The organism is Allobosea sp. GW821-FHT09G06 (genome assembly GCF_059416005.1).
In genome coordinates, this window is the sequence record NZ_JBWKOI010000002.1 from 743,856 (window position 1) to 759,546 (window position 15,691).

12 protein-coding genes are annotated in these 15,691 nt (G+C 67.4%); 11 read left to right on the forward strand and 1 reads right to left on the reverse strand.

Annotated elements, in window-relative coordinates; translation table 11 throughout:
• Positions 1-104 precede the first annotated feature (104 nt).
• From AC07NY_RS13660 to AC07NY_RS13670, 3 genes are all read left to right on the forward strand, one after another.
• The gene (locus AC07NY_RS13660) at positions 105-1,862 is read left to right on the forward strand and encodes a tetratricopeptide repeat protein (protein ID WP_494584286.1); all 1,758 of its coding nucleotides are present in this window, start codon (positions 105-107) and stop codon (positions 1,860-1,862) included.
• A 133-nt stretch (positions 1,863-1,995) separates the two neighbouring features.
• Positions 1,996-3,507, forward strand: a complete 1,512-nt coding sequence (locus AC07NY_RS13665) for an EAL domain-containing protein (protein WP_494584287.1) — start codon at positions 1,996-1,998, stop codon at positions 3,505-3,507.
• Between the two features lie 110 nt (positions 3,508-3,617).
• Positions 3,618-4,487, forward strand: a complete 870-nt coding sequence (locus AC07NY_RS13670) for a TIGR01459 family HAD-type hydrolase (protein WP_494584288.1) — start codon at positions 3,618-3,620, stop codon at positions 4,485-4,487.
• Between the two features lie 127 nt (positions 4,488-4,614).
• Here the strand turns inward: AC07NY_RS13670 and AC07NY_RS13675 are convergent, their stop codons facing one another.
• A complete protein-coding gene (locus tag AC07NY_RS13675) occupies positions 4,615-5,001 on the reverse strand; it encodes a response regulator (protein WP_257732403.1) in 387 nt (128 codons plus the stop codon).
• Positions 5,002-5,493: 492 nt separating this feature from the next.
• On the opposite strand from AC07NY_RS13675, the gene AC07NY_RS13680 reads away from it, so the two are divergent.
• The 8 genes from AC07NY_RS13680 to AC07NY_RS13715 all read left to right on the forward strand — a co-directional run bounded on the left by AC07NY_RS13680 (position 5,494) and on the right by AC07NY_RS13715 (position 15,590).
• Positions 5,494-5,949, forward strand: coding sequence for a MaoC family dehydratase (locus tag AC07NY_RS13680; RefSeq protein ID WP_494584289.1), 456 nt, complete (start codon positions 5,494-5,496; stop codon positions 5,947-5,949).
• Between the two features lie 96 nt (positions 5,950-6,045).
• On the forward strand, positions 6,046-7,029 hold the full coding sequence (locus AC07NY_RS13685) for a bifunctional riboflavin kinase/FAD synthetase (protein ID WP_494584290.1): 984 nt from the start codon (positions 6,046-6,048) through the stop codon (positions 7,027-7,029).
• Between the two features lie 201 nt (positions 7,030-7,230).
• The gene (gene ileS / locus AC07NY_RS13690; protein WP_494584291.1) at positions 7,231-10,245 is read left to right on the forward strand and encodes an isoleucine--tRNA ligase; all 3,015 of its coding nucleotides are present in this window, start codon (positions 7,231-7,233) and stop codon (positions 10,243-10,245) included.
• Positions 10,245-10,727, forward strand: a complete 483-nt coding sequence (lspA, locus tag AC07NY_RS13695; protein WP_492284313.1) for a signal peptidase II — start codon at positions 10,245-10,247, stop codon at positions 10,725-10,727. Before ileS ends, lspA begins: the two co-directional genes overlap by 1 nt.
• 74 nt (positions 10,728-10,801) lie before the next feature.
• Entirely contained in the window at positions 10,802-11,443 is a 642-nt protein-coding gene (locus AC07NY_RS13700) for a hypothetical protein (RefSeq protein ID WP_494584292.1), read from the forward strand.
• Positions 11,444-11,589: 146 nt separating this feature from the next.
• Positions 11,590-12,879, forward strand: coding sequence for a M16 family metallopeptidase (locus AC07NY_RS13705; protein WP_494584293.1), 1,290 nt, complete (start codon positions 11,590-11,592; stop codon positions 12,877-12,879).
• A gap of 53 nt (positions 12,880-12,932) precedes the next feature.
• A complete protein-coding gene (locus AC07NY_RS13710) occupies positions 12,933-14,228 on the forward strand; it encodes a M16 family metallopeptidase (protein WP_494584294.1) in 1,296 nt (431 codons plus the stop codon).
• Between the two features lie 36 nt (positions 14,229-14,264).
• Positions 14,265-15,590: a phosphoglucose isomerase-related protein gene (locus AC07NY_RS13715; RefSeq protein WP_494584295.1), complete on the forward strand. Its 1,326-nt coding sequence runs from the start codon at positions 14,265-14,267 to the stop codon at positions 15,588-15,590.
• The last annotated feature ends 101 nt before the right edge of the window (positions 15,591-15,691 follow it).

A 15,691-nucleotide genomic window follows, 5' to 3' on the forward strand; every position in this document is an offset into this window, starting at 1 on the left:
ATGGCTGCGCCCAGCGGATGACGGCGTAAACCCGCTGATGGGTGACGTTAGGTCGCCAATGGCGTACAATCCCCGCTTGAGGGGCGCAAAGAGAACGGACCCCGATGGCCGAAGGCGCAGATGATCCTGGACGGCTGGACGTACGAGCCGCGGCGATCATTCGCGCCGGCCTCGACAGGGTCCTTGTCTCGGATGCCTTCCGCGCTGCGCCCCAGCTTTCCGCGTTCCTGAGCTTCGTGGTCGAGCGCACGGTCGAAGGGCGCGCGGCCGAGCTGAAGGGCTATACGATCGCGGTCGAGGGGCTCGGGCGGCCGGCCGATTTCAATCCGCAGCTCGACCCGATCGTCCGCGTCGAGGCGGGGCGGCTGCGGCGCGCGCTGGCGCAGTATTATTCCGGTGACGGCCGTGACGACCCCGTGCAGATCTCGATGCCGGTCGGCGGCTATGTGCCGGTCTTCACCTGGTTCGGCGGCGAGGGCAACCGGGCCGCGCCCGATGCCTCGGACGAGGCACAGGGGCCGGATCGGCGGACCGCGCTGCGCTGGGCCGGGCTGACCGTCACGGCTCTGGCAGGCGGCCTGCTGGCGCTCGGCTGGTGGTATCTGGCGCCGGCCCGCGGCCCGGCCGTAACCGAAGCCGCGAAGCCCGCCGCTGTGGAGCAGGCAGCCGGCGCATTACGCGAGACGGCCGCGATGCCTCTTCTCGTGCGCGTCGCGATCATCACCCCTAACCCGCCTTCCGACCCCAAGCTTGCCGAGGTCCTGCGCCGCTTCTCGGCGCTGCTGGTCGATGCCATGGCGCGGTTCGATGACCTCGTGACGATCAGGGCACCGCTCCCCGGCTCCGCCCCGGAGGACGAGGTCGACTACGCGATCGAGATCGACGCCCAGGGGCTGGACAGCGGGGCGGTGGGGCTGGCCCGCCTGCGCTCGGTGCGAGACGGACGTATCGTCTGGACGACCTCGTCGAGCCGCTCGTCACTCGCGACGCTCCAGGAAAGCGATCTCGCCGAGATGGCGCGGCGGCTGGCGACACGCTTGGCCGAGCCTTTCGGCATCATTCCCGCCGACGCACGCCAATCCGTGGCCTCGCCGGCCATGCGTTGCATCCTGAAGGCCTTCGACGCGCGACGCGCCATGCAGCCTGAGATGCACGTGGCGGCCCAGCTCTGCCTCGCGCAGTTGGTCGAGCAGGAGCCGGGTTTCTATCCGGCCTGGGCCCATCTCGCGATCATGACGCTGCGCGAGCATGCCAGCCCGGCCCCGCAAGGCGCTGCCGCTCAGGGTGACGCAAATCATCCGCGCGCCCCGCTCGACCGCTCCCTCGCGGCGGCGTTGACGGCAGTCCGGCTCGCGCCATCGGGCGCGCGAGCCTATCAGGCGATGATGAAGGTGCTGCTGCTGCGCGGCGCGACCGACGAGGCGATCCAGATGGGCCGTGAGGCACAGGCCCGCAATCCCTATGATCCGGAGATCATGGCCGATATCGGCGCGTTGTATGTCCGGCTCGGCCGCCCGCTCGAAGGGCTGCCGCTGTTGGAGCGCGCGACCTCGCTCAGCGTAGCCCGCCCGCCGCGCTACGATTTCTACGCCTTTCTCGGGGCCTATCTCGTCGGAGCGGAAAAGGTATCCGAAAGCCACGCCGGGATGCTGGCGGCGGATTCGAGCCAGTTCGGCCTGCTTGGCCAGGCGCTCAAGGCGGCGACCGACAATGAACCGGAAAAGCAGGCGAAGCTGCTGACCCAGCTCAACGAGAAGGCGCCGCTCTTCGGAAAAGACCCGCGTGCTTTCCTCGAAAGGCGGGGCTTCGCGAAATCGGTGATCGACCGGATCCTGACGGCGCTGGGCCTGAACAAGCCTTAAGCCCCCGTGGCGCGCGCCGGATGTGGCGGAAGTGGGGCGGTCGCTCGCATAACCGCGCCGGCAAGGTTAATCTGCGGTTGTAGACCGTGATTCGCTTCCCATTCCGATTCCTCGACGTAGCGCGAACGCTGCCGTGGCACCTGCCCGTCTGAAATCCCTGCACCCTCTCGCAGGCGCCGTGACCGGCCTGTCGGCTGGCGCAGCGGTTGCGATCCTGCTTCCGGGTGGGCTTGGCTCGGCGCTCGGCCTGCTGGCCTCCGGAGCCGGCTGCATGCTGGCGATGCGAGCCTTCGAGCGGCGCAGCCTCGCCCGGCACGAGCAGGCCATGGCGGGGATCGGCGAGGTCAAGGTTCGGCTCGCGACCAATGCCATTCGCCTCGACGCCTTGTCGCAGCGCGTCGAGCAGATGCCGATGCGCGATGCCGATGCCGCGCCGGCGCGCGCCGCGATCCACGAACTGACCGCCGAGGTCGGGTTGCTCGGCGACCTGATCCACCAGGTCGCGACGACGCTCGCCGATCATGAGACGGTGCTCGCGCGCATGCCCGAGCCCGTCGCCATACCAGTGCCCGCGCCGGCGCCCGAGGTGGTGCTCGATCCGGAAGCTGTCCGCCGGGAGCGGGCCGAGAAGCTGGCCGCCGAGCGCGCGGCTGCCGCTGCTGCGGCGCGCGAGGAGGCCGAGGCCGAACGCGCGGCACTGATCGGCAAGGCGCTCAGCGAGGGCCGGCTGGAAGTCCATCTGCAGCCGATCGTCTCGCTGCCGCAACGCCGGACCTGCGGCTACGAGGCGCTCGCGCGCCTGCGGCTGGACGAGAACACGTTGCTCCTGCCGCATGAGTTCATCGAGACCGTCGAGACCCGCGGTTTCGGGCCGACGCTGGACGCGCTCGTGCTGACACGGGCCCTGGCGATTGCCCGCCATCTCGGCTCGAAGGATGGCGGCATCTTCGTCTCCTGCAATTTCAGCCACGCGACCTGGAGCTCGTCGCGGGCGCTCGCGGCCTTGACCCGTATCCTCGATAAATACCGCGATCATACCGCCCATCTGGTCATCGAGATGCCGCAGGCGGTGTTCCGCGAGCTCGACCCGACCAGCCTCGGCCTGCTCGGCGCGATGTCGGCGAACGGCGTGCGTTTCGCGCTCGACCAGCTCGTCGATCTGCGCCTCGATCCGCGCGCCCTGTTCGATCGGGGTATCCGCTATGTGAAGGCGCCCGCCGCGCTGCTCCAGGGGCATCGCGATGGCCGGATCCAGAGCGATATCGCTGCTGGCGATCTCGCAACGCTGCTGGCCCGTGTCTCGGTCACGCTCGTGGCCGACCAGGTCGAGGACAATCCTGCCGCGGCCGACATGATCGAACTCGGCGCCACGATGGGGCAGGGACTGGCCTTCTCGCCGCCGCGCCCGGTGAAACCCGAAGTCTTCGCCGAGCCGGAGCCGGTGTCCGCCAAGCCTGCTCCCGCGCCGGCGCCGGCTGCTCCAGCACAGGTCGAGGCCGCGCCGGCACCGCAGAGCATCGCCGAGCGCCTGCTCGCCCGAGCCGCTGCATTGCCGGCTCCGTTGCCCTTCCCGGAGACGGCTCCGCAGGAAGCGCGACCCGAGCGGTTACCTTTCCGGGCGGTCCTGCGCCGCGCCAGCGCCTGACGCGCGGCCGCCCGTCGCGGTCTCCGGTTCCGCTTCCGGCGAATCCCGTCTAGATCAGGCCATGTCGAGAGGCGGCGTTCGCCTCCCTCACCCAGCCGGAGATCGAGACAGTGTCGCCATCGGGGATCGCTTCCACCCTTCCGCTTTCGGGTTTCTCCGAGGTCGCGGATCGCTTCGATCTCTGCCTGTGCGATGTCTGGGGCGTGGTCCATAACGGTGTCGCCGCCTATCGCGACGCGATTGCCGCGCTGATGCGGATGCGCGAGCACGGCATCAGCGTCGTCCTCGTCACCAATGCCCCGCGCCCGGCCGATGTCATCGTCGGCCAGCTCGATGGTTTCGCCGTGCCGCGCGAGGCCTGGGATGCGATCGTCACCTCCGGCGATGTCTGCCGCTCGCTGATCCGTGAGCGGGCGGGCCAGCCGATGTTCCGCCTCGGCCCCGATCGTGACCTGCCGCTCATCGCCGGGCTCGACGTGCGCGAGACCTCTCCTGACGAGGCGACCTATGTGCTCTGCACCGGCCTGTTCGACGACGAGAAGGACACCGCGGCGACCTATGCCGACCTGCTCGCCGGCTTCGCCGCGCGCGGGCTCCCGCTGATCTGCGCCAATCCCGACCTCGTCGTCGAGCGCGGGGGCCGCATCATTCCCTGTGCCGGTTCCGTGGCACTGGCCTATGAGGAGATCGGCGGCCGGGTGATCTATGCCGGCAAGCCGCACCGGCCGATCTATGAGGCGGCAGTCGCGGCAGCCGAGAAGGCGAAGGGACGTGCGATCGCCCGGGACAGGATCTGCGCGATTGGCGATGCGATCCGCACCGATATCGCTGGTGCCGACGCGTTCGGCGCGGCCGGCATCATGGTGCTGGCCGGCATCCACGCCCAGGATCTGATGGAAGCGTCATGGGATGAGCGCCATGGCTGGTTCGGCCGGCAGACGCACCGCCCGGCCTATGCCATGCCGCATCTGGTGTGGTGAGAAACAGCCGCTGTCATTCTCGGGCGGAGCCAAGCGGCGCGCCCCAAGAATCTAAGGCCGGAAAGGCTCTGGTTGAGGAGAGGCTCGGGTCAAGCCCGAGCATGATGTGCCTCGGCAGGGCGGGCCTTCAGGCCGCAGCGCAGACCGATTCGATCTTGGTCTTCAACGTCTGTGCGTTGAACGGCTTGACGATGTAGTTGCTGACGCCGGCCTTCTTGGCGGCGACGACATTCTCGGTCTTCGATTCGGCGGTGACGATGATGAACGGCGTTTCCGAGAGCGCCGTCTCCTCGCGGACCTTCTGGAGCAGTTCGAAGCCGCTCATCGGCTCCATGTTCCAGTCGGAGATCACGAGGCCGTATTTCTTGTCGCGCATCTTCGAGATGGCTGCGGAGCCGTCCGAGGCATCGTCGACATTCTCGAAGCCGAGCTGCTTCAGCAGGTTGCGGATGATGCGGACCATCGTCTGGTAGTCGTCGACGACGAGGATCGGCATGGACGGGTCGAGAGCCATTCTGATGCTCCAGGCATGACGGTCGCGGTGCTGGGAGATACCAGCGCCGTGCCGTTCGCCTGAGTTGATAGCGGGCGCGCCTTGCGAACCGGTTAATCCAATTGCGAACTGACGCAAGGGGAGTAAGAGCCTCTAACAGAATCTGGCGGGGTCTCGATGGGCTTTGGAGAGACGCATGCCAGGAGGAGCGCGCAGCCGATATCCTTAGATATCGGCAAGTCGGTCCGACGCCGCAGGCGGCCCTCCAAAACCCACCTTCGGCGCCGGGAATTCGACCGCCCGCGGCGTCGCGGCGCTTGCCGATACCAACGGTATCGGCTTCACCCCGCTCCTGGCGGAACGGACGAATTGCCGACGTCGAGACCCCGCCAGGTTCTGTTAGAGGCTCTAAGGTGCGCCGCACCAAAGTCCAATTGCGCTGATGTTGCGGTTGCGAGATGCTTAACCCGATCGCAGACAGGAGGGCACAGGCCCATGGGCCGTGCGGGATCCATGACAGTTCAGCCGATGTCTGGCGGGCTCTACACCGTCCACGCCTTCGAGGACCTAGCCGTCGGCCGGAGCGAAAGCCTGATGCGGACCGTGATGGAGCGGGATGTCGCGCTCTTCGCCGAACTCTCGGGCGACGCCAATCCGATCCATCTCTGCGACCATTTCGCGGCCAATACCAAGTTCGGCCAGCGCATCGCCCATGGCATGCTGACCGCGAGCCTTATTTCCGCGCTGCTCGGCACGCGCTTGCCGGGGCCGGGCGCGGTCTATCTCTCGCAGACGCTGACCTTCCTCGCTCCGGTCAAGATCGGCGATGTCGTCACTGCCCGCGTCGAGGTCGTCGAGCTGGTTGCCGAGCGCCGCCGAGCCCGCTTCTTCTGCGAGTGCCTCGTCGACGGCAAGGCGGTGATGGAGGGCGAGGCCTGGGTCGCGATGCCGCCGAGGCCGCGCGTTTGAGGCCTTCCGACGCCTCGCGGCCTTGACGCCTCGCCGGCCTTCGCCGCAAAGACGGTCATCGCCCTGTTTGTGAGGGCAGGTGGACGTTCCCGATTGATGCCATCCCAAGCCGATGAGCCTGTCCGCCCCGAGCCGACGGCCGTGGTCCTCGACCTCGACAAGCCCATGCCCGACGCCTTGCGCGGTGCCGTCCTGGCCTTGGGCAATTTCGACGGCGTCCATCGCGGCCATGCCGAGCTTGCGCACCGCGCCGCTTCCCTGGCCGGCGAGCTTGGAAGCCGCCCGGCGGCCTTCACCTTCGAGCCGCATCCGCGCAGCGTCTTCCGTCCGGACGAGCCGGTCTTCCGGCTGACCTCGCCGCAGCTCAAGCTGGAACTGCTGGCGGAAGCCGGCCTGCCGCAGGTCTTCGTCCTGCCCTTCGATCGCGAGATCGCAGCGATCCCCGCGGAAAGCTTCGTCGATGACCTGTTGATCGGCCGGCTCGGCGCCGCCGGCCTCGTCTGCGGCTACGATTTCCATTTTGGCAAGGGCCGCACCGGCTCGCCCGAGATGCTGCAGGCCCACGGCCTCGCCGCCGGCATTCCCGTCTCGGTCGTGCCGCCTTTCAGCTGGAAGGGCGAGCCTGTCTCCTCGACGCTGATCCGCACGGCGCTGGAAGCCGGCGATGTCGCGCGCGCGGCGGAATTCCTCGGCCGGCCCTGGCTGGTGCGCGGCCTCATAGCCCATGGCGACAAACGCGGGCGCGAGCTCGGCTACCCCACCGCCAACATGCAGCTCGCCCGCGACTGCAAGCTGCGCCACGGCATCTATGCGGTCCGGATGAAGATCGACGGCGTCTGGCATGATGGCGTCGCGAGCTTCGGCCGCCGCCCGACCTTCGACGACGGCGCGCCGCGGCTCGAAACCTTCGTTTTCGATTTCTCCGGCGATCTCTACGGCCAGCGCGTCGATGTCGCCTTCGTCGACTGGCTGCGCGGCGAGGAGAAGTTCGCTTCGCTGGAGACCCTGATCGTCCAGATGGACGCCGACAGCGCCCGCGCACGCGACATTCTGGCGGAGACGCCGGCCTTCCTTCCTTGAGCCGCGCCTGCTAGAAGCCCCTCATGCCCGCAGAACGCGCCATGCTGATCGATCTTTCCCGGCGAATTACGGGCCCGGCTGCCGCCTCGCGCTGAAGAGCGTGGGCGTTTGCGCAGTCCGGGTTGAAGACCGCTTTTCCCGTTTACGCGTGGACGCCCGAGGCCCCGACCGGCCCGCCGTCCCGACTGTCCGAGCCGGATGATGACCGATAAGACCAACACCGCCAAAGCCGCCGAGACCGCTGCCGACGGCGTCGATTACTCGCAGACGCTCTTCCTGCCTCAGACCGAGTTCCCAATGCGCGCCGGCCTGCCGCAGCGCGAGCCGGAATTGCTCGCCCGCTGGGCGAAGATGGACCTCTACCGCAAGCTGCGCGAGGCCGGGCAGGGGCGGGACCGCTTCGTCCTGCATGACGGCCCTCCCTATGCCAATGGCAACATCCATATCGGCCACGCGCTGAACAAGGTCCTCAAGGACCTCGTCACGCGCTCGCAGCAGATGCTCGGCTACGATTCCAACTATGTGCCGGGCTGGGACTGCCATGGCCTGCCGATCGAATGGAAGATCGAGGAGCAGTACCGCGCCAAGGGACTGAACAAGGACGACGTTCCGGTCGTCGAATTCCGCAAGGAGTGCCGCTCCTTCGCCGAGCACTGGGTTGATGTCCAGCGCGAGGAGTTCAAGCGTCTCGGCGTCGAGGGCGACTGGGCCAACCCCTACCTGACCATGGCCTATCCCGCAGAGGCGCAGATCGCCCGCGAGATCATGAAATTCGCCGAAACCGGCCAGCTCTATCGCGGCTCCAAGCCGGTGATGTGGTCGGTGGTCGAGAAGACCGCGCTCGCCGAGGCCGAGGTCGAGTACGAGGAGCATACCAGCGACACGATTTATGTCGCGTTTCCGGTGCTGAACGGACCGGCCGCGCTCGCCGGCGCCTCCGTCGTCATCTGGACGACCACGCCCTGGACGATCCCCGGCAATCGCGCAATCTCCTACAGCAACAAGGTCGCCTACGGCCTCTACAAGGTGACAGTCGCGCCCGAGAACAACTGGGCCAAGACCGGTGCCACCTATATCCTCGCGAAGAATGTCGCCGAGAGCGTCTTCAAGGCTGCGAAGGTCGAGGCCTTCGAACTCGTCGCGGACGTTTCCGCCAATGACCTCGCAGCGCTGACCACCGCCCATCCGCTGCGCGGCCGCGGCTACGATTTCGTCGTGCCGCTGCTCGATGGCGACCATGTCACCGACGATGCCGGTACCGGCTTCGTCCACACCGCGCCGAGCCATGGCCGTGAGGACTTCGACGTTTGGATGGCCAATGGCCGCCAGTTGACCGAGCGCGGCATCGAGACCCGCATTCCCTATACCGTCGATGCCGATGGCCGCTTCACCAAGGAGGCGCCGGGCTTCGAGGGCGCGCAGGTCATCACCGACAAGGGCGACAAGGGCAATGCCAACGACGTCGTGATCAAGGCGCTGGTCGAGGCCGGCAACATCATCGCGCGGGGCCGCCTGAAGCATCAGTACCCGCATAGCTGGCGCTCGAAGAAGCCGGTGATCTTCCGCAACACGCCGCAATGGTTCATCGCCATGGACAAGCCGATCGGTGAGGCCGGCGCACCAGATGCGGCCGATCCGCAGCCGGTCGCGGGCGGCAACTCCGACACGCTGCGCAACCGCGCGCTGAAGGCGATCAAGGAGACCGAATGGGTGCCCGCCGCCGGCGAGAACCGCATCACCGGCATGATCGCCAATCGTCCCGATTGGGTCGTCTCGCGCCAGCGCGCCTGGGGCGTGCCGATCACGGTCTTCGTCGAGAAGGAGACCAAGGAGATCCTGGTCGATGACCGCGTGAACGCGGCGATCGCCGAGGCCTTCGAGGCCGAAGGCGCGGATGCCTGGTTCACCGATACGGACGGCGCCCGCTTCCTCAAGCCCTTCGGCTATGATCCCGCGCAGTACGAGCGCGTCACCGACGTGCTCGACGTCTGGTTCGATTCCGGCTCGACCCATGCCTTCACGCTGGAGAAGCGGGGCGACCTGCGCGCCCGCCGTCGCGGCGACGGCGGCAAGGACCGCGTGATGTATCTCGAGGGCTCGGACCAGCATCGCGGCTGGTTCCATTCGAGCCTGCTCGAAAGCTGCGGCACGCGCGGCCGGGCGCCCTACGACATCGTCCTGACCCATGGCTTCTGCCTGGACGAGAAGGGCGAGAAGATGTCGAAATCGAAGGGCAACGTCACCGCCCCGCAGGACATCATCAAGGACTCGGGCGCCGACATCCTGCGCCTCTGGGTTGCGGCCGCCGATTATTCGGACGACCTGCGCATCGGCAAGGAGATCCTCAAGACCTTCGTCGAGACCTATCGCAAGCTGCGCAACACCATGCGCTGGATGCTCGGCACGCTCGCCCATTTCAGCGAGGATGTCCGCGTCTCCGATCCGCAGACCATGCCGGAGCTTGAGCGGCTGATGCTGCACCGGCTTGCGGAGCTTGGGCCGCTGGTCGAGGAGGCCTATCGCACCTACGACTACAAGAAGGTCGTGTTCCTGCTCTCGCAGTTCATGAACACCGAGCTCTCGGCCTTCTATTTCGACGTGCGCAAGGATGCGCTCTACTGCGATCCGCTCTCCAGCCATGTCCGCAAGAGCGCGCTCACCGTCGTCGACCATCTCTTCCGCTGCCTGACGACCTGGCTCGCACCGATCCTGGTCTTCACCGCCGAGGAAGCCTGGCTCGACCGCTACCCCGACCAGAAGGCTGGCGAGGGCTCGGTCCATCTCGAGCGCTTCGTCGCGGCCAAGGCGGAGTGGCTCGATCCGGAGCTGGCAGAGCGCTGGGCCAAGATCCGCCGCGTGCGCCGTGTCGTCACCGGCGCGCTGGAGCTTGAGCGCGCGGCCAAGCGCCTCGGCTCCTCGCTGGAGGCGGCGCCGCAGGTCTTCGTCTCCGACAGCGATCTTTACGCCGCGCTGTCCGGCGCCGATCTCGCCGAGATCAGCATCACCTCCGGCATCCGCGTCGAGAGCGGGGAGGGGCCGACTGACGCCTTCCGCCTCGCCGACGTGCCGGGCGTCGCGGTCGTGCCGCATCGCGCGGCCGGCATCAAATGCGCCCGATCCTGGAAATATTTCGACCCGGCGACGGCCGACAAGGCTTATCCTCAGGTCACGCCGCGCGACGCCAAGGCGCTCAAGGAGCTGGGAGTGCGCGCCTGATGACGTCCGCCCGTCGCCTTGGCCTGCTGACGGTCCTGATCGTCTTCGTCGCCGATCAGCTCCTGAAATGGTGGCTGCTCTACAGCGTCGGGCTGGCTCAGAACGGGCCGTACGATCTCACCTCGTTCCTGACGATCGTGCTGGCCTGGAACCGCGGCATCTCCTACGGCCTGTTCCAGCAGGGCACGGATCTCGGCCGCTGGTTCCTCGTCGTCATCTCCTTCGTCGCAGCCATCTGGCTCTGGCGCTGGATGTGGCGCGAGCCGCGAGCTTTCAGCGTGTTCAGTCTCGCGCTGATCATCGGCGGTGCGCTCGGAAACGGCGTCGATCGCGCCGTCTATGGCGCGGTGGTCGACTTCGTGCATTTCCACTGGGGCAGCTTCAGCTGGTATATCTTCAACATCGCCGACGTCGCGATCGTTGTCGGAGTGCTCGGTCTGCTATATGAGTCCTTCCGCCCGAGCGCAGAAAAGACAGCTTAACGACGGTTTCGCCATTGTTTTGCCGTTCGTCTGGGTTTTGAGACGAGGCGAGATTGTCCGAAGGGAGATTTGACATGGCCAAACGCGTCCGCGTGGCTCATCTGCTCATCGCCGGCGGGCTTGTGCTCGCCGCTTCGCCGGCCTTCGCGCAGGACGGCATGCTGTTCAAGAACCTGATGGAAGGTGTCTTGGGCAGGGGGGGCGATCCGGATATCGATTATCGCGCCCGCGCCCCGCTGGTCGTGCCGCCGAACTCGACCCTGCCGCGCCCACAGCAGGCGGGCAGCGAGCGCAACGCCGCCTGGCCGAACGATCCGGACGTGCAGCGCCGCAAGGACGAGGCCAACCCGGCTCCCTACGTGCCGGCTCTCGGGGTTCGCAACAACCCGATGATGTCGCCGCAGGAAGTTCGTCGCGGCCGCACCACGCGTCCCACGGAAGGCCCGCGCTTCACCGAGGAACAGAACAACTACAACAACCAGATCCAGCCGATCCGGATCGGCCGCGAGCTTGCCGCGCGCCAGAACCAGATCGACCAAAGCGCCGCTCTTCATGGCGAGGAGCCGCCGCGCCGTACCCTGACCGAGCCGCCGACCGGCTATCGCCGCCCGGCTGCGACGGCCGCCTTCGGCCCGGGTGCGGGCGGGCCCAAGGAAGACACGCAAGCCACCGGCCAGCGCGAGTTCGTGACCGGGCGCGGCCCGGTCATGCAGTGAGCAGGCCGGCATCGGACGGAGCGTGATCGCACGGGCGTGACCGCCGGTCCGATTGCCCCTTGCCGAAGCAGGGTTGCCTGACCAAGTTGTCCAGAAGGGCGGGCGCGTCGCGCCCGCCCTTTTTTCGATCGAGGAGACGGCATCAGGTGAACATCCATGCGCACCGGAGCGACCAGGCGGAGCCGGTCGAATCCTTCCGGTTGGCCAATGGCCTCGATGTCGTGGTGGTGAAGGACCGGCGCGCTCCGGTCGTCACCCACATGGTCTGGTATCGCAACGGCTCGGCCGATGATCCGTCGGCCAAGTCCGGCATCGCCCATTTCCTCGAGCACCTGATGTTCAAGGGCACCGAACGCTGGCCCGCGGGCGAGTTCTCCAAGATCGTCGCAGGCTTCGGCGGCCAGGAGAACGCCTTCACCTCCTTCGACTACACCGCCTATTTCCAGCGCGTGCCGAAGGAGCATCTGCGCGCGATGATGGATTACGAGGCCGACCGCATGACCGGCCTTTCCTTCGATGAGGGCGTGGTCGCGCCCGAGCGTGACGTGGTGCTGGAAGAGCGGCGCATGCGCGTCGATTCCGACCCCTCCGCCCAGCTCGGCGAGGAATTCTCGGCGACGTTGTTCTTCCATCACCCCTACGGCACGCCGATCATCGGCTGGGAGCACGAGATCGAGCGCCTGAGCCGGGACGACGCCTTCGCCTATTACCAGCGCTTCTACACGCCCGAGAACGCGATCCTCGTCGTCGCCGGCGATACCGATGCCGCCGAGGTCCGCCGCCTCGCCGAGGAGACCTATGGCAAGATCGCGGCCCGCGGCGCGGCGCCCGTCCGCTCCCGCCCGATCGAGCCGGAACCGCGCGCCTCGCGCCGCGTGCAGCTCAATGATCCGCGCGTGCAGCAGCCTTCGCTGCGGCGTGGCTGGCTGACCCCGACCTATACGAGCGGCGAGCGCGAGGAGGTCCTCGCGCTTGAACTCGTCGCCGAGATTCTGGGCGGTGGCACGACCTCGCGGCTTTATCGCAAGCTCTGCGTCGAGGACGAACTGGCCGCCGGCGCGAGCGCCTATTTCATGAGCTCGATGGTCGATCGCGCCGCCTTCCAGATCTCCGCCAGCCCGCGCCCCGGCGTCGAGATGGCGGCGATGGAAGCCGGGCTCGATGCGGCGCTCGCCGCCTTCCTGGCGGATGGGCCGACCGAACTGGAGTTGGCCCGCGCCCGCACCCGGCTGGTTGCCGAGACGATCTTCGCCCGCGACAACCAGTCCTCGCTCGCCCGCATCTTCGGCTCGGCGCTGGCCGTCGGCGAGACGGTCGAGGATGTGCTCGCCTGGCCGCAGCGCATCGAGGCTGTCGGCCGCGATGCCGTGATCGAGGCCGCGCGCCGTTATCTCAAGCCTGATCGCAGCGTCACCGGCCTGCTGCTGCCCGCCTGACACTGCCGTCTCACCGAACGGGCGGAGTCCCTGCTCCGCCGACAGGAAGCGACATGAACGCCCCGATTCCGACGCCCAAGCTCAACACGGCCGGCCCCGCCATCGCCGTCCAGACCGTCCGCTCGCCTGGCGGCGTCGAGGCCTGGCTGGTCGAGGAGCACAGCCTGCCGTTGATCGCGGTCGATTTCGCCTTCGACGGCGGCGCCAGCCTCGATCCCGACAATGCCGCCGGCAGCGCCTATCTGATCTCTGGCCTGCTCGACGAGGGCGCCGGCGATCTCGATGCCGAGGCCTTCCAGGGCCGCATGGCCGACCACGCGATCAGCCTCGGCTTCGAGGCCCGCCGCGACGATTTCCACGGCTATCTGCAGACGCTGTCCACGCATCGCGAGACTGCCTTCGAGCTGCTCGGGCTGGCGCTCAACAAGCCACGCTTCGATGCCGACGCGGTCGCCCGTGTCCGTGCGCAGGTCATCGCCGGCTTGCAGCGCCAGGCGAAGAATCCCGAGGTGATGTGCCGCAACGCGCTCTATGCCGCGGCCTTTCCGGGTCATGCCTATAGCCGGCCCGAGAAGGGCGATATCGACAGCGTCTCCAGGCTGGAAGCGCCGGCGTTGAAGGCGCTGCGGCCCACCCTCATGGACCGCGCCGGCCTCAAGATCGTCGTCGTCGGGGACATCACCGCGGCTGAGCTTGCCGGCCGGCTCGATGCGCTCTTCGGTGACTTGCCCAAGGGCGAGCCGCGGCCCCGCCCGGCTCAAGCCCTGCCGATCCAGGGGCTCGGCCAGACCCATGTCATCGATCTCGACGTGCCGCAGACCGTGCTGCGCTTCGTCGGGCCGGGCCTGATGTGGGACGATCCGGATTTCATCACTGCCAGCGTGCTGAACCATATTCTCGGTGGCTCCGCCTTCACCTCGCGCCTGTTCATGGAGGTGCGCGAGAAGCGCGGCCTCGCCTATGGCGTCTCGTCCAGCCTGATGCCGATGCGCGAGAGTGCCATGCTGGTCGGCGGCACCGCCACCCGCAACGATCGCGCGGCCGAGTCGATGAAGGTCATCCGCGAGGAGATGCTGAAGCTCGCCGAGGAGGGCCCGACCGAGCACGAGGTCGAGGAAGCCAAGCGCTACATCATCGGCTCCTATCCGCTGCGCTTTGACACTTCGCCGAAGATCGCCGGCGAATTGCTCGCGCTCGCCTTGCGCGGCGACACGCCGGATTTCCTCGCCCGTCGCAACAGCCTCTTCGCGGCCGTCACGCTCGACGATGTCAAGCGCGTCGCCAAGCGCTTGTTCGGTAACCCCGAACTGCTCGTCCAGGCGGTTGGCAAGCCCGTCGCGCTGGTCTGAAATAGCCTTCGTCTTCTCGTCGATACGGATAGGTTCATGCTTCAGCAAAGCTTCGATCTCGCGCTCGAATCCAAGGTCGGCAAGGGCGGTATTCCCGATGCGGCCTTCGAGACGGCGCTGGCCGATCTCAAGCCCGCGCTGGCGAAGCTGCAGGCGCAGGCCAAGGATGGCTCGCTGCCGCTGCTGAAGCTGCCGAGCGACACGGCCGATCTGGCGCCCGTGAAGGCCGCGGCCGAACGATTGAAATCAGGCGGCACCACCGACGTGTTGGTGCTCGGCACCGGCGGCTCCAGCCTCGGCGGCCAGACGCTGGCGCAGCTCACCGGCTACGGTATCGCCGGGCTCTCGCAGTTCACCTCCGGCGTGCGCGTCCATTTCATCGACAATCTCGACCCCGCGACCTATGCCGCGCTGCTCGCCAAGCTCCCGCTCAAGACCACCAAATTCGTCGCCATCTCGAAATCGGGCGGCACCGGCGAGACCCTGCTGCAATCGATCGCCGCGATCGAGGCCTTGCGCGGCGCGCATCTGACCGATCAGCAGATCGGTACGCATTTCGAGGGGCTCTCCGAGCCGGCCAAGTCCGGCAAGCTGCATCCGCTGCGCGCGCTGCTCGAACCCTTCGGCACGCCCTTCCTCGAGCATCACACCGATGTCGGCGGCCGCTACTCCGTGCTGACCAATTGCGGCCTGCTGCCCGCCGCCGTGCTCGGCCTCGATATCGAGGCGCTCAGGCTCGGCGCTGGCCGCGCGGTCGCGCCGCTCTTCGCCGGCAAGGATGTCCACGAGACGCCGGCTGCCGTCGGTGCGGCGCTGCATCTCGCCGCGATGCGCTCGGGCAAGAACATCGCCGTGCTGATGCCCTATGCCGACAAGCTTGCCTTGCTCACCCGCTGGTGGATGCAGCTCTGGGCCGAGAGCCTCGGCAAGGACGGGCAGGGCACGCAGCCCGTTGGCGCGCTCGGCCCGGTTGACCAGCATTCGCAGCAGCAGCTTTACCTAGCCGGCCCCAAGGACAAGTTCTTCACGGTCATCACCACGAGCGTGAAGGGCAAGGGCCCGCAGATCGACGCCGCTCTGGCGGAAAAGATCGGCCAGGCCGATTTCGCCGGCAAGACGATCGGCGACCTCGTCGCGGCGCAAGGCATCGCGATGATCGATACCTTCGCCAAGAACGGTTGCGCGGTGCGCCGCTTCCATGTCGAGCGCATCGACGAGACCAGCCATGGCGAGATGCTGATGCATTTCATGCTGGAGACGATCCTGACCGGCTACGCCATGGGCGTGGATCCGTTCGACCAGCCGGCCGTGGAAGAAGCGAAGCTCCTCGCCAAGCGCTATCTTGCCGAAGGGCGGGCCTGAGTCGCAGCGAACCTTGCGGGTGGCCGTCATGCTCGGGCTTGACCCGAGCATCCCAGGACACGAAGGCTCGGGAGCCTCTTCCTGCCGGAGATTCTCGGGTC